This is a genomic window from Pseudomonas sp. Cab53 (assembly GCF_018325965.1).
GTDB classification, from domain to species: Bacteria; Pseudomonadota; Gammaproteobacteria; order Pseudomonadales; family Pseudomonadaceae; genus Aquipseudomonas; species Aquipseudomonas chlororaphis_E.
In genome coordinates this window covers 3,789,048-3,803,833 of sequence record NZ_AP021902.1, presented here as the reverse complement: position 1 = coordinate 3,803,833, position 14,786 = coordinate 3,789,048, and the positions used below count along the sequence as shown (strand labels likewise).

Genomic DNA, 14,786 nt, shown 5'->3' with positions numbered 1-14,786 from the left:
ACACTATCGTGCGTCACATCGACAGGCGCGGTCTCACCGCACCTGCGTGATCGGTAGCGATGGGTGAAGACTGTCTCGGTTGAAGAGCTTCACGGCAGTGGTACGCCGGTAGTCGCTCGGGGTCTGATGCATTTCATGACGGAAGTGGCGATTGAAATTGGAGACGTTTTCGTAGCCAACCTCGAAGCAGATTTCGGCGACCGAGAGCTGTGTCTGGACGAGTAGCCGACATGCACGCTGGATGCGCAGCTTGCGCATCAGGTCCATGAATCCGTGGCCAGTGATTCGTTTGAAAAAGCGTGAAAAACCGGCCTCGCTCATCCCAACTCGCTCGGCGATGACAGATAGCCGGACGTCAGACGTGAGCTCATTGATCAAGTAGTCGAATGCCTGATTAATTCGCTCCGAGCTGCGCTCGTTCAACGAAGGCGAGTAGCAGGCGCTGGCCAATACCCGAATTTCGCGCTTTGGCGCCCTTGCGAGGGTGCCTATCAATTGCAGGAACATGATCAGGCGCTGAAGCCCCGTCGCCTCGCCGATTCTCTCAAGCAGCAAAGCGGCCTCGACGGCCGTCCCCCCAGTAAACTCGATCCCACGTTGTGCCAGCTCAAACAGCGTTTTCAGCTCCGATAGCTCAGGCAATGAGCCTCGGAGGTCGAGCAGGGCAGCGCCATCAAACTGCAGAACTACGTCGCGGCCTACGAGCTGTTCTCCCGGCGCAATATCTCCCATCCAATCATGGGGAAGACCTGGGCCAATAAGTGCGACATGTCCTGCGGTGAAGGGCCCGATGTAATCCCCAGCCAAAAGCTTGCCACTTCCTTGTCGAATCAGGTGGATTTCATATTCCGGATGGTGGTTCCAGCGGGCGAGGGCGTATGGATAGTCGTGCTCGTACCATCGAAAGCTCTGATCGGGTTCAGGAAGGATGACTTCAAGGTCGGCTGGTCGGTGCTCGAACAAAGCAGCGCGGTTATCAGGCATCTCGTGCCCCTTTTTATAGTTATGGGATGGATCGAATGCGCCAACCATACGCCGAATTCGTCCGGCACTGCTAGCCCAACTATTGCAGCTTGTTGATACTTTTTTAACCCTTGTGGCTGCCGGTTATCGCGATCAAAAAAGTATCGATTCGGCGTCCGCGATTCGTTTGAGGGCGGGGCGGGTAGGTGATCTAATCAATTCGCCCACCACTGCAATGCGGTCTTGTTTTGCTCACAAGTGGTGAACAACAACAATAATAGCTCCGGTCATCTGGCTTGGAGTGGAGAGCCCCATGAAGATTACGAATGCGCTAATTCTTTCTACTGGTCTGTCATTCGCCCTTGCCAGCCATGCCGCTGAGACGTTGACCATCGCGACGGTCAACAACGGTGACATGATCCGAATGCAACGGCTATCCAAGGTCTTCGAGCACCAGCATCCCGACATCAAACTGAACTGGGTCGTGCTCGAAGAGAACGTTCTGCGTCAGCGCCTGACCACTGACATTGCCACTCAAGGTGGTCAGTTCGACGTGTTGACGATTGGCACCTACGAGACCCCGATGTGGGGTGCCAAGAACTGGCTAGAGCCGATGAAGGACCTCCCGGCCGGTTACGACGTCGACGATATCTTTCCTGCCGTGCGTCAGGGCCTTTCTGTTAACGATACGCTCTACGCACTGCCGTTCTACGGCGAAAGCACCATCACGTATTACCGCACCGATCTGTTCAAGGCTGCAGGGCTGACGATGCCGGGGCAGCCGACCTGGTCGCAACTGGGCGAGTTCGCTGCCAAGCTCAATGATCCTTCGAAGGATCAATATGGCATGTGCTTGCGTGGCAAAGCTGGCTGGGGCGAAAACATGGCCTTGCTTACCACGATGGCCAACGCCTTTGGCGCGCGCTGGTTCGATGAGAAATGGCAGCCTGAACTCAATGGTCCTGAGTGGAAGGCAGCAGCGACGTTTTATGTTGATACCCTGAAGAAATATGGCCCTCCCGGAGTATCCAGTAACGGGTTCAACGAAACACTGGCCCTTTTCAACAGTGGAAAATGCGCGATTTGGGTTGATGCAAGCGTGGCTGGATCTTTCACCACCGATAAGGAGCAGAGCCGGGTGGTGGACAGCGTAGGTTTCGCGCCTGCGCCTACTGAGGTTACCGACAAGGGGTCCTCGTGGTTGTATGCCTGGTCATTGGCAATTCCTGCCACCTCCAAGCACAAAGACGCCGCCAAATCGTTCGTCACCTGGGCCACCTCCAAAGAGTACATCCAGCTAGTGACCGATAAGGATGGCATCACGAACGTGCCACCCGGTACACGCATCTCGACCTACAGTGACGCTTACCTCAAGGCCGCGCCGTTTGCTCAGGTAACGTTGCAAATGATGAAGCACGCTGACCCGTCGCAGCCTTCAGCCAAACCTGTTCCGTACGTGGGTATTCAATACGTGGTGATCCCCGAGTTTCAGTCGATCGGTACATCTGTAGGCAAGCTTTTCTCCGCAGCATTGACAGGACAAATGTCGGTTGAGCAAGCGCTGGCTTCTGCCCAGTCCACAACCGAGCGCGAGATGAAGCGTGCGGGCTATCCAAAAAAATAAATAGCCCCTTACCTCCGCCGGCTTAGCGCCGGCGGTCACAGCCGCACAGGTAAATAATCATGAACACGTCCATTATTCGAGCCCAGCTTGCGGCCTCGGCGCCATCACGCGCACGCCGTTTGATCAATCCAGGATGGTTTCTGGTGTCGCCATCGGTTGCACTTTTGTTGCTCTGGATGATCGTGCCGCTGGCCATGACCGTTTATTTTTCGGTGATCCGGTACAACCTGCTAAATCCAGGGGAAAACGAGTTCGTTGGCCTGGAGAACTTTGCTTATTTCGTGACAGATTCGGGTTTTCTTCCCGGAGCGCTTAACACGTTGATATTGGTGGGCAGCGTGCTGCTGATCAGCGTGATTTTTGGTGTCTTGATTGCAGCCTTGCTTGAGGCAAGCGAGTTCTTTGGACGCGGCATAGTCAGGGTGCTACTCATTTCGCCGTTTTTTATCATGCCGACCGTGGGTTCGCTGATCTTCAAGAACCTGATCTTCCACCCTGTCTCCGGGATCCTCGCGGCGGTATGGAAGTTCTTCGGGGCACAGCCCGTCGATTGGCTAGCTCATTACCCACTCTTCTCGATCATCGTCATCGTTTCCTGGCAGTGGCTGCCTTTTGCGATCTTGTTGCTGATGACAGCCATGCAGTCGCTCGATCAAGAGCAGAAAGAGGCCGCTCGATTGGATGGGGCGGGTGCCCTGGCCATCTTCTGGCATTTGACCCTGCCACATTTGGCCAGGCCCATCGCGGTGGTGGTGATGATCGAGACGATTTTCCTGCTGTCGGTATTTGCAGAAATCTTCACCACGACAAATGGCGGACCTGGGTTCGCTTCGACCAACCTCGCCTATCTGATCTACAACCAGGCACTGGTGCAGTTCGATGTGGGCATGGCCTCGGCCGGTGGTCTGATTGCGGTGGTGATCGCCAACATCGCGGCGATTGTGCTGGTGCGCATGATTGGCAAGAACCTGACCGACAAAGCCTGAGGACAACGCCATGATGACGCTTAAACAATCCCGGTCTCTGCAAAGCGTATTGCTCGGCACCTTGGCCTGGGTCACCGCTTTGCTGTTGTTCTTTCCGATCTTTTGGATGGTGCTTACCAGTTTCAAAACCGAGATCGACGCCTTCGCTACGCCGCCACAGTTCATCTTCATGCCTACGCTGGAGAATTACTTGCACATCCAGGAGCGCAGTGACTACTTCCACTTCGCGTGGAACTCGGTGCTGATTTCCTTCTCCGCTACAGCGTTGTGCATGCTGATCGCGGTGCCGGCGGCCTATTCGATGGCGTTCTATGAGACCAAGCGCACTAAGCAGACGCTGCTTTGGATGCTATCGACCAAGATGCTTCCTCCAGTTGGGGTGCTCATGCCTATCTACCTTCTGGCGAAGGGGGCGGGGTTGCTGGACACCCGGATCGCGCTGATCGTGATCTACACCCTGATCAACCTGCCCATCGTGGTGTGGATGATTTACACGTACTTCAAAGACATCCCCCGGGAGATTCTGGAAGCGGCCAGGCTGGACGGCGCGACCCTGGGGCAGGAGATGCTGCGAGTGCTGCTACCCATCAGCAAGGGTGGGCTGGCCTCGACCATGCTGCTGTCGATGATCCTGTGCTGGAACGAGGCCTTCTGGTCGCTCAACCTGACGAGCTCCAGCGCCGCACCTCTGACCGCGCTGATCGCTTCCTACTCGAGCCCTGAGGGTCTGTTCTGGGCGAAGCTTTCCGCGGTTTCCACATTGGCCTGCGCACCTATCTTGATCTTCGGCTGGATCAGCCAGAAGCAATTGGTTCGTGGGCTGTCCTTTGGCGCCGTCAAATGACGACGTCGAGAATTCAATGATTTCGCGAAGGCTCCAATTTCATACAGGACTTTACGCATGGCCACTTTGAAAATAGAAAATCTCAAGAAAGGTTTCGAGGGACTGTCCATCATCAAGGGCATCGATCTCGAGGTTAAGGACAAGGAATTTGTGGTGTTCGTAGGGCCGTCGGGGTGTGGCAAGTCGACCCTGTTGCGCCTGATTGCAGGTTTGGAAGACGTCACGAGCGGCACGATCGAGCTCGACGGCCGAGACATCACTGAGGTGACTCCTGCCAAACGAGACCTGGCCATGGTATTCCAGACCTATGCTCTGTATCCGCACATGACGGTACGCAAGAATTTGTCATTTGCCTTGGATCTGGCCGGTGAGAAGAAGCCGGATGTGGAAAGGAAGGTCGCCGAGGCCGCAAGGATTCTCGAACTTGGTTCTCTGCTCGACCGCAAGCCTAAGCAGTTGTCAGGTGGTCAGCGCCAACGAGTCGCTATTGGGCGTGCGATTGTCCGAAACCCGAAAATTTTCCTTTTCGATGAGCCACTGTCGAACCTTGATGCTGCGCTGCGTGTACAGACGCGCTTGGAGCTGTCCCGACTGCATAAGGAGCTGCAGGCGACCATGATCTATGTGACCCATGACCAGGTCGAAGCCATGACGCTCGCCACCAAGGTCGTTGTGCTTAACGCTGGGCGGATCGAGCAGATTGGTTCGCCGCTCGAGCTCTACCATCACCCTGCCAACCTGTTCGTTGCCGGCTTCCTTGGGACACCAAAAATGGGATTCTTGCAGGCGACTGTGCATGCCGTGCATGCATCGGGGGTGGAGGTTAGATTCGCCTCTGGAACCACTTTGCTCATTCCACGCGACAGCAGTGCGTTGTCGGTTGGGCAATCCGTGACGATCGGGATACGGCCGGAGCATTTGACCCTGGGCGCTGAAGGCCAAGTGCCGGTCACGACGGATGTCACCGAGCGCCTGGGCAGCGATACCTTCTGCCACGTGAATGTCGATTCAGGAGAAAGCCTGACGGTACGTGTCCAGGGGGATTGCGAAGTGCCGTACGCCGCCCGGCGTTATCTCACCCTCGATGTCGCTCATTGCCATCTATTTGATGAGAGCGGTCTTTCGGTAAGCCCTGCGGCATCACGCGCGGCCTGACTTCCATCACGCGCGCTCTTTCGATGAAGCGCGCCACGAACCACAAAGGTAGATTCAATGAAACGTCTCGAAGGTAAAAGCGCTTTGATCACTGGTTCCGCGCGCGGTATTGGACGCTCGTTTGCCCAGGCCTATATCGGTGAAGGCGCTACGGTCGCTATCGCCGACATCAATTTGGAAAGAGCTCAAGCGACGGCCTCCGAGCTTGGGCCGCAAGCTTACGCGGTGGAGATGGACGTTACCCGCCAGGCGTCCATTGATGCAGCGATCGCCGAGGTCGTTGCCCACGCAGGAAAGCTGGACATCCTTGTGAACAATGCGGCGTTGTTCGATCTTGCACCGATCACCGAGATCACTCGGGAAAGCTACGACAAGCTTTTTGCAATCAATGTCAGCGGGACGCTGTTCACGCTTCAGGCAGCGGCGAAGCAGATGATCAGTCAGGGGCATGGCGGTAAGATCATCAACATGGCCAGCCAGGCGGGTCGCCGCGGTGAGGCGTTGGTAGGCGTCTACTGCGCCACCAAGGCGGCCGTCATCAGCCTTACACAGTCTGCTGGCCTTAACCTCATCAAGCACAAAATCAATGTCAATGCGATTGCCCCGGGGGTTGTCGATGGCGAACACTGGGACGGTGTCGACGCGCTCTTTGCCAAACACGAGAACCGACCCCTGGGTGAGAAGAAGCGGCTCGTCGGCCTTGAGGTTCCGTATGGAAGAATGGGGACGGCAGAGGATCTGGTAGGAATGGCAATTTTCCTGGCGGGCTCGGAGAGCGATTACATCGTTGCACAAACGTACAACGTTGATGGCGGGAACTGGATGAGCTGAGTGCAGTAGGGGGGCGGGTGACAGGAGAGCGGCACATTTTCCGATCACCCGGCGGTTCGATTCAGCTTCCTCGCGATCACACTGCCCGACTCATGAGAGCCTGGCAGTTTGATCCACAGGCCGATTGTTGAGGTGGGAGCTAGCAGCAAGGTTTCTTGCTTATCTGCGCGGCCACCAGAACTCTGCACTACAGGCCGAGGAGGCGGCGCAGTTCCGGTGCGGTCAGATGGGCGCGGAAACCCGGCCTGCCCGGCTGGAACGAGGCGGAGGCAGCCAGGTTGCCCACGACGACTGGGTCGCAACCAGCATCGCGTACCAGGTCGGCGGCGACCCGCAAGGCCTCGGCGTCATCTCCGGCGATGGGCATGCCAATGCGCCCGCCCGCTCGTGAGGCAGACGTTGCCACCACGGTGGCATCGACGGCACTGAATGCGCGCACCAGTCGCGCGCCGATCATGTACTTCGCGACGGTTTGAGCAACGCCCAGGTTGTGCGCTTCGCGGTATACATCGCTGCTGCTTGTGCCCCAAGGATTGGTGGAGTCCAGAACGATCTTGCCGCGGTAGGCACTGTGCAGGTCTCGCCCGACCTGGGGCAGCGCTTCAAACGGAATAGCCAACAGAAGCACGGTGCCGAATTCCGCTGCCGCCATCGGCAGGCCGACCGAAGCGCGTGGCCCTAACTCCTCAACCATGTCTTGCAATTGCTCTGGATGGCGGGAAGAGAACATGACCTCATGTCCAGCCTCGACCCACAGCCGACCTACCGTGCCGCCCAGCGATCCGCTACCGATCACGCCGATGCGTGTTGGCGCGACCGCAAAGGCGCGACTCGCGGGGATGAGCCACGGCAGAGCGGCCAATACGCCAAGGGATTTCACTATGGAGCGGCGGGTAGACTTCATGTCCTGTCCTCAATCAATGATGGTGAGACCGTAGCATCGCGCTGTTCCTGCTTCAGGTGGGTTCGTCCCAACCAGACACTCAAGCCCAGCCAGATAGCTGAGAGGGGGACCGAGATCATGGGAATCTGCGCCAGGGTCAGGCCAAGGCCCATCAGGCTTGCGTATCCCCAACTGGCGATTTGGTCACCGCCACGATAAACGACCGTGTCGATGAAGTTCTTGGCTTTGTAGCGATCTTCACGTGTGCTGGAGGTAAACAGGATTTCCCTGGCGGGTCTGGCCAGTGCGAAGTTCGCTACCCGGCGGGCGACCTGCGCGGCCACGATGACTGCGACGCTAGGGCTGGCGGCCAAGGCAGCGAAGCCGAACAGGCTGACCAGCGGCAGGACACACAGCGTTGCCACGATGCCCGCGGTGGCGATCATCCTGCCGGTGATGAACAGCTGGAATACCAGTGTGATCGCATTGACGATCAGGTCGATATTGGCAAAGAACGCCGTGCGGGCCGCACGATCAGGGAACGAGGACTCGGCGATGCTGGCCTGCTGAAAATACAAGAAAGTCGACGTGACCGAGTACAGCAGAATGAATAGTGCCAACCCGACCAAGTAGGGCGAACGCAACGTGTGGACCATGCCGGTAAAGATGCCGCCACCCAAGGGCTGGTCCGGGTTTTCCTTGAGCGTGGTGTGGCTGAACATCGGAGCAAGGCGAGATAAACGGCGTGATGCAAGTACCGCCACTTCCAGAAACAGGATGGCAATCACCATCAGCCAGGAGCGGTCCAACTGTTGGATCAGGCTGGAAGTGATAGCCGAGCCCAATAGGCCGCCAATCGTTGCTCCTGCCGCGAGTAGCCCGAACAGCCGTTTGCCCTGCTCGCTGTCGAAGATATCCACCATGAAGGACCAGAACACCGAGACGACGAACAGGTTAAACACCGAGACCCAGATGAAAAAGGCACGTCCCAGCCACACCTGCCACTGTGGATCGGCGAGATGCAGCAGCAGTGCAAACAACATCAGGTTGGCAGCGAAGAAGCGATAGGCCACGACGATGAACTGCTTGCGTGGCAGTTTGCGCACGGCCAGCGCGAACAGCGGGCTGGCTACCAGCATCGCCAACAACGTACCAGTGAATAGCCAGGGCAAGTTCTGGACTCCGCCGGCCACACCGAGTTCGTCGCGGATCGGCCGCAACAGGTAATACGCCAGAAATAGCGCGATGACGTAGAGCATCGACCACAGGACTGCGGGTGCTTCTTCGGGGCGCACCTTGGCCTGGCGCTGCAACAGCGATAAGGGAGATTGCACGACTTACTCCTCCCTGGCTCCAGCCGCGAGCTGATGCGGAGTCTTCGCTGCGTCGTCTTCCCACCATGCCGTGAACGACTGCGCACGGCCGTCAAGGTAGACCGTGCGGCCGATTTCGGGCGTCCACAGCGCGAAGGTTTGCCCCTGACTGGCGACTTGCATGCGCTTGAACGGATCATCCCAATCGTGAGGGGCGATGGAGAAGCGGCCCACATGCGTCTGCATCAGCACTCGGGCGTGCAGGTCCTTGGCTGCCTGCGCGGCCTGTTCCGGATTCATGTGGACATTTGCCCAGCGCGGATCGTACTGACCGGCATCAATGGCGACATAGTCGAACGGACCCAGCCGCTGGCCGATCTCGGTAAAGTGCGGGCCATAACCCGAGTCGCCACTGAAAAACAACCGCTGCTCAGGAGACACAAGTGCAAAGCCGACCCACAGCGACTGATTGCGGGTAAAGGTGCGTCCAGAGTAGTGTCGAGCTGTGGTGACGTGGACTCTGACGTTCGGTGTCAGCGCGATGACTTCGTTCCAGTCGGCTTCACGTACGACTCCCATGTCGTAGCCCCAGCGCTCGAAATGAGCGCCTACACCCAACCCCACGATAACCTTTCTGACTTTGGAGTGAAGCGCCTGAACGGTTGGATAGTCCAAGTGATCGTAATGATCGTGGCTGATCAACAAAGCGTCGATCTCGGGTATGTCATCGGCCGTGTAGAGGCTGGTGCCCTCGAATGCCTTGTTCACTCCGGGGATCGGCGCGGCGTAAGTACTGAACACCGGATCGATCAGGATGCGTTGTCCGCCCAGTTGCACGAAGTAGGAGGAATGGCCCAGCCAAACGACTATATCCTGTGTAGGGTCGAGTGCTTTGAGGTCGGTCTTGACGGCGGGAATCGGGCTTGGCGGTCGAGGCTGCCCCTCTTGCCCGAAAAGGGTCTGCATCCACATCGCTATCTCGGATTGGTCCGTGGTCTTCATGGGCGTGTCGATCTGGTTGCGGAACACTCCGTCGGCATGATTGGGCGAATGTTCGATGCGCGTCAGCCGCTCGCCGCTGGGCAGGTCGCCGAAGACCGGCTGCTGTAAATAGGCGAAGGCGCCAACGATGCCTAGCAGAGCGATACCGACAACGGCCATTAGAAGACGACCCCAGAATAATTTCATGCAGTAGTTACCGTGGAGGTGGTCACGACAGGTTCGTGCCGCTGGCGCGCGTGAGTTCAGCCAGCAGCAAGTCTTGGAATCGGGAGTCTTGGACCGCGGAATGCGGCTGTTCGCGTTGCTGATGGTGCCAATAGCCGCCGCTGGTGAGTGCCTCAGGATCATTGCTGGTGGCAAGCCATTCCTGGGTCAGGTGTCCCAGGCGCAGATCGTCAGGTGCGTTGGGACCTCCCATCTTCGTTGGGACCCAGCCCGGATCGACCGCATTACTGAGGACGTCGGGGTACAACCGCGCAACGGCTGCTGCGAGTGCGGTTACAAAGAGCTTGCTGTCCGAATAGCTGCCTGTGGGGGTGCTGCCCGACCAGTCCAATCCCGTCAGGCTGGCTCGTCCCCCTCTATGCATGCTGCTACTCAGGTAGATCAGACGCTTGGGGCGCTGAATCAGGGCCGTGAGCATATAGGGGGCGACGACGTTGACGACCAGCAGTTGCGCCCCGCTGAGGATGCCAGCGTTGTGGACAATGGCATCCATCGCGCCGATGGCATTGACCTGACGGGCAAGGTCGCGAATCTGTTCAAGATCGCCCAAGTCGCCGACTGTGGCGATGGCGCCCTGGTCCACCAGTTCTTGCACGGCAGACAACCGGGCAGGGGAGCGCACATGCACGACAACCTCGTGGCCTTGGGCAAGCAGGGTCTTGGCGGTGGCATGGCCCAGTCCATCGGCCGAGCCGGTAATGAATACGCGGGCTTTGCCGCTTGCACTGTTGTCCCGTTGTGCGTTGGACGCGGGAGCCTCCCTTCGGGAATTGGTTGGGGCCTCTGCCCAGGATGCCGTTGCTTCCAGAAGTGAGCCTGCGATCAACGCCGAACCCAGTCCGGCGCCTCTGATGAGAAAGTCTCTACGATCCATGCACGTCCCCTCGGGTCGCTTCGCGCCTCTCGTCCCAAGCGCCATGGCGATCGCTCGCGCTGAATATAACGAAGGGTTGGTTAAAAAGAGGTTGTTAATGTAACCGGCCCCCTTCGGCGCGACTAGCTAATCAGTCCTTAAAGGGGCTATAAGGCCTGCTAATTAATGATTTATGAGAGACTTGGGCGATGGTCAGACGTAACCTCAATGATCTCTTATCGTTCGTAACGATTGCCCGTGAAGGCAGCTTCACGCGGGCAGCTTCCGTACTGGGCGTGACTCAATCTGCCCTCAGCCAGGCAATGAGCGGGTTAGAGGCCAGGCTGGAGATTCGCTTGCTTACACGAACCACCCGTAGCGTATCGCCTACGGCAGCGGGCGAGCGTTTACTAAAAGCCATTGGTCACCGCTTTGACGAAATCGAGGCAGAACTCGACGAACTGACCGAGATGCGCGATAAACCCGCCGGCACCGTGCGCATCACCTGTGGTGAGCACATTCTTCGAGCACATTTGCTTCCCAAGCTCACGCCGCTTTTGCTCGATTATCCGGATATCAAGATAGAGTTCGATATCAATTATGGTTTTCGAGACATCGTCGCCGACCGTTTCGATGCAGGCGTGCGTATGGGCGATACCATCGACAAGGATATGGTTGCGGTACCCATCGGTCCTCAACTGCGCATGGCCGCTGCGGCCTCCCCGATGTATTTCGAAAGGCATCCAACGCCCAAAAAACCACGGGACCTGCTAAAGCACAGTTGTATCAATCAGCGTATGCAAACAGCAGGGGGGCTATACGTTTGGGAGTTTGAGCGTCGTGGCCAACTGTTAAACGTACGAGTGGATGGCCAGCTCGTTTTCAACACCTCTCCCAGCATGGTGGATGCAGCCTTGGCCGGCCTGGGCATCGCCTATCTTCCTGAAGAAGAATTCGCACCGCATCTGGAAAATGGCCGCCTGGTTCGTGTGCTGGAAGATTGGTGTGCCCCCTTCCCGGGGTACCATTTGTATTACCCAAGTCGCAGGCAGCCGTCGCGGGCCTTCACGCTGGTTATGAATGCACTGCGTGTGTAAGGACGATTGATAAATCTCATTCATGACTTCAATCGCTGCGAGGTATTTCAGTTTTTCTGTCAGCTGATACCTTCTGGCGGGAAAGCAATTTGGCTGTCAGATCAATTCGGGTCGGGGGTAGGGCGTGCCCCGCAGCCCATCGGAGCAAAGTGGAGCAACTATGAAAATACGCATCGATGTTTCAGGCGGTCCGGTTACGGCAACGCTCGACAACAACGATTCCTCCATAGATTTCGTTAAACAGCTGCCGATGAAACTGACACTGGACGACTACGCCTCGACCGAGAAGATCAGCGTACTGCCCGAGCCATTATCGACACAGGGCGCGCCAGCTGGGTTCACGCCTTCGGCGGGTGACATTGCCTTCTATGCGCCTTGGGGAAATCTCGCCATTTTTCATAAAGGGTTCAAGTATTCGAGCGACCTTATCAAACTCGGCAGGATTGATTCCGGCCTGGGAATACTCGCGCGTCCTGGGTCCCTTGAAGTAACGATCACCTTGGTCGATGAGTGATACTCCAAAACAGTCAGAACCACGCCGGCAAAAACTGTCTGTGGCGCAGGGGGCGGGAGAGGTCCTTTCGTTCATACGTTTCACACCAATGGCAGAGAACTCATGCAGCTGACTCGTGCCAACTTTGGCGATTTTATCTACTTTTTAGCTGTCGCCCGCCATTCCAGCTTCAGTCGTGCGGGTGTTGAAGTAGGGATAAGTGCATCTGCGCTGAGTCATGCGATCAAGGGGCTGGAGGCGAGATTGGGGGTTCGTTTGCTCAATCGCACGACCCGCAGCGTCACCCTGACGGCAGCCGGTGAGGAACTGCTGGCATTGATAAGCGAACCTGTCGACAAAATCGACCAGGCTATTGAGTTGTTGAATAAGTTCCGTGATGAGCCCACTGGTCGTATACGGCTGAATGTTTTCAGTGACGCGGCGCTCCTTTTGTTGGCACCCGTTTTATCGACATTTGCTCATCGTTATCCCGATATCGAAGTGGAAGTCTCAACCACCAACAGTATGGTGGACATTGTTGAAGGAGGCTTCGACGCTGGGATCAGGTACGGCGCTACCGTACCTGAAGGCATGATTGCCCAAAGCCTTTCCCCCCCTGTTCGATGGGTCGTGGTAGGAACCCCCGATTACCTCGACCGATGTGGCATGCCGCTGCATCCCGAGGATTTGAAACAGCACAGTTGTTTAAGGTTTCGGCTAGGCAACGGCCGGATGTACAACTGGGAGTTTGAGAAAGAGGGGGAAAAATTAGAGATCCCAGTGTCCGGTAATGTGGTGCTGGATGAGACGCGGATGATGCTCGCCATGGTCACCCAGGGCGCCGGGCTGACTTATTGTGCCGAACCCATTGTCGCGCCGCTTATAGCAGAAGGAACGTTACAAGTGGTTTTGGAGGATTGGGTCAGTGTCGGTCCAGGCTTCCATATCTATTACTCAAGCTACCGGCAGGTGCCGATCACGCTACGTTTGCTGATCGACTTGATCAGAGAGTTGCGCCCGCTTGGATAGTTGGCGATCGACAGCGACTTCGCCGGATTCGCTTTGGGAGAGATATCTGATATGTCCAGTTTGAACGCATTGCTCGATGCCATCCAGGCCGAGCAGAACGAGGGTCGAGAGTCTGTACTCGCCACCGTTGTGAAAGTCGAGGGTTCGGCGTATCGCCGTCCGGGGGCGCGCATGCTCGTTTCACAATATGGACGTCCGGAGGGCACTATCAGTGGTGGCTGTTTGGAGGCTGATGTGGTGCGAAAGGCTTGGTGGCTAAGTGAGTCGGGCCCTGTGATTCGTAGCTACAGCACGGCTGAGGCCACAGACGAAGAGGGCGGTGAAGAGTCCCTTGGTTTCGGGCTGGGCTGCAACGGCAAGGTGTATGTGTTGTTTGAGCGAATACCAGTTGCAAAGCAATGCGCTGTGCTTGATGCGTTACGCAAAGTAAGAAACAACCAGAGACCCGTGGCGATCGCAACGGTAATAGCGGGCTCACGCAATAGCCGTGCAGATGTTGGAGACCGTGTGTTCCTGGAATCTGGCGCAGCGCCCTTCGGGGGACTCTACCATCCTGCACTGAACGAGCGAATTACCGCTGATCTGCGTCTCACATTGGACCAGCAAAAATCTACGCGGCAACGCTATACCGAAGGCTACGCAGAGGTAGAGGTTTTTCTAGAATACGTCGCGCCACCACCGCGTCTGATGATCTTTGGGGCGGGCCATGATGCGCAGCCGTTGGTACGGATCGCAAAAATCTTGGGGTGGCATGTCACCGTTGTTGATAGTCGCCCACATTTTGCCCGTCCGGAACGTTTTCCCGAAGCGGATCGGGTGTTGAGCGCCGATATAGGCGGGCCTTTCGAATTTCGAAAGTTCGTGGAGGGGGCGTGTGTGGCGGTAATGTCCCATAGCCTGAGCCAGGATGCGCATTGGTTGAAAGGCGCGTTACAAGGTAATCCCCGTTACATCGGTCAGCTCGGGCCGCGTGATCGGACCGAGCGTCTGCTTGATGAAATAACGCGACAGACAAACAGCCTGCCTGCGCTGGACCGATTGCACTATCCAATGGGATTGGATTTGGGGGGGACACCCCGGAAAGTGTAGCGATGGCGGTGCTTGGGGAGATGCAGGCCGTCCTGAATGGGCGAGCGGGTGGAAGTCTGAAGTTGCGGACGTCAACGATCCACGAAACTGGTCAGCTTGAGCCCAGATGTTCCCGTGAATTATCCATGGCAGAGTCGTAGAAGACTTGAGTTGGAAGCTCCTGCAGGATATGAGCCTCGCCGATGCGCTGCACGCATTAGAGGCCAAAGCTGATCAAAACTCACTAATCGAAATGCTGTCCTGCGTTAATCGCTGGATATAGAGCGTTGTGAGTAATCTGCAAAATTCTGAAACCATTTTATTGCTGAATATCACTCATTGGTGATTTCAGTAAAGTCGGGCTAATCCTCAGGCCCCTCGATTGTTAGCATGCCTACATAACAATCCAATGCGCAGCGC

Annotated in this window: 13 protein-coding genes and 1 pseudogene; 9 read left to right on the top strand and 5 right to left on the bottom strand. The window is 56.9% G+C overall.

Going from position 1 to position 14,786, the window contains the following annotated elements:
• Window positions 1–33 precede the first annotated feature (33 nt).
• Window positions 34–984, bottom strand: a complete 951-nt coding sequence (locus KI241_RS16460; RefSeq protein ID WP_212802231.1) for an AraC family transcriptional regulator — start codon at window positions 982–984, stop codon at window positions 34–36.
• Between the two features lie 292 nt (window positions 985–1,276).
• Here KI241_RS16460 and KI241_RS16455 point away from each other — a divergent pair, with 292 nt between their 5' ends.
• The 5 genes from KI241_RS16455 to KI241_RS16435 are packed head-to-tail and all read left to right on the top strand — an operon-like array spanning window position 1,277 to window position 6,403.
• A complete protein-coding gene (locus tag KI241_RS16455) occupies window positions 1,277–2,587 on the top strand; it encodes a sugar ABC transporter substrate-binding protein (protein WP_212802732.1) in 1,311 nt (436 codons plus the stop codon).
• Between the two features lie 59 nt (window positions 2,588–2,646).
• A complete protein-coding gene (locus KI241_RS16450) occupies window positions 2,647–3,573 on the top strand; it encodes a sugar ABC transporter permease (protein WP_013692785.1) in 927 nt (308 codons plus the stop codon).
• Between the two features lie 10 nt (window positions 3,574–3,583).
• A complete protein-coding gene (locus KI241_RS16445) occupies window positions 3,584–4,417 on the top strand; it encodes a carbohydrate ABC transporter permease (protein WP_013692786.1) in 834 nt (277 codons plus the stop codon).
• 57 nt (window positions 4,418–4,474) lie between these two features.
• Window positions 4,475–5,572 carry a sn-glycerol-3-phosphate ABC transporter ATP-binding protein UgpC gene (ugpC, locus tag KI241_RS16440; protein WP_013692787.1) on the top strand — a complete coding sequence of 366 codons (1,098 nt, stop codon included), beginning with the start codon at window positions 4,475–4,477 and terminating at the stop codon, window positions 5,570–5,572.
• Window positions 5,573–5,629: 57 nt separating this feature from the next.
• Window positions 5,630–6,403, top strand: a complete 774-nt coding sequence (locus KI241_RS16435; protein WP_013692788.1) for an L-iditol 2-dehydrogenase — start codon at window positions 5,630–5,632, stop codon at window positions 6,401–6,403.
• Window positions 6,404–6,590: 187 nt separating this feature from the next.
• Here KI241_RS16435 and KI241_RS16430 read toward each other — a convergent pair whose 3' ends face one another.
• Genes KI241_RS16430 through KI241_RS16415 form a run of 4 tightly spaced genes read right to left on the bottom strand, consistent with a single transcriptional unit; the run spans window position 6,591 to window position 10,700 of the window.
• Entirely contained in the window at window positions 6,591–7,307 is a 717-nt protein-coding gene (locus KI241_RS16430) for an NADPH-dependent F420 reductase (protein ID WP_236124252.1), read from the bottom strand.
• The gene (locus KI241_RS16425) at window positions 7,304–8,620 is read right to left on the bottom strand and encodes an MFS transporter (protein WP_095058133.1); all 1,317 of its coding nucleotides are present in this window, start codon (window positions 8,618–8,620) and stop codon (window positions 7,304–7,306) included. The genes KI241_RS16430 and KI241_RS16425 overlap by 4 nt, the downstream gene beginning before the upstream one ends.
• A gap of 3 nt (window positions 8,621–8,623) precedes the next feature.
• The gene (locus KI241_RS16420; RefSeq protein WP_244868227.1) at window positions 8,624–9,787 is read right to left on the bottom strand and encodes an MBL fold metallo-hydrolase; all 1,164 of its coding nucleotides are present in this window, start codon (window positions 9,785–9,787) and stop codon (window positions 8,624–8,626) included.
• A 22-nt stretch (window positions 9,788–9,809) separates the two neighbouring features.
• The gene (locus KI241_RS16415) at window positions 9,810–10,700 is read right to left on the bottom strand and encodes an SDR family NAD(P)-dependent oxidoreductase (RefSeq protein WP_201005425.1); all 891 of its coding nucleotides are present in this window, start codon (window positions 10,698–10,700) and stop codon (window positions 9,810–9,812) included.
• Between the two features lie 188 nt (window positions 10,701–10,888).
• Here KI241_RS16415 and KI241_RS16410 point away from each other — a divergent pair, with 188 nt between their 5' ends.
• The 4 genes and pseudogenes from KI241_RS16410 to KI241_RS16395 all read left to right on the top strand — a co-directional run bounded on the left by KI241_RS16410 (window position 10,889) and on the right by KI241_RS16395 (window position 14,527).
• Window positions 10,889–11,776, top strand: a complete 888-nt coding sequence (locus KI241_RS16410) for a LysR family transcriptional regulator (protein ID WP_212802731.1) — start codon at window positions 10,889–10,891, stop codon at window positions 11,774–11,776.
• A 160-nt stretch (window positions 11,777–11,936) separates the two neighbouring features.
• A complete protein-coding gene (locus tag KI241_RS16405; RefSeq protein WP_079302510.1) occupies window positions 11,937–12,290 on the top strand; it encodes a cyclophilin-like fold protein in 354 nt (117 codons plus the stop codon).
• Between the two features lie 102 nt (window positions 12,291–12,392).
• Window positions 12,393–13,298 carry a LysR family transcriptional regulator gene (locus KI241_RS16400; RefSeq protein WP_013692795.1) on the top strand — a complete coding sequence of 302 codons (906 nt, stop codon included), beginning with the start codon at window positions 12,393–12,395 and terminating at the stop codon, window positions 13,296–13,298.
• Between the two features lie 51 nt (window positions 13,299–13,349).
• Window positions 13,350–14,527, top strand: a pseudogene (locus tag KI241_RS16395) (XdhC family protein).
• Window positions 14,528–14,786: the final 259 nt, after the last annotated feature.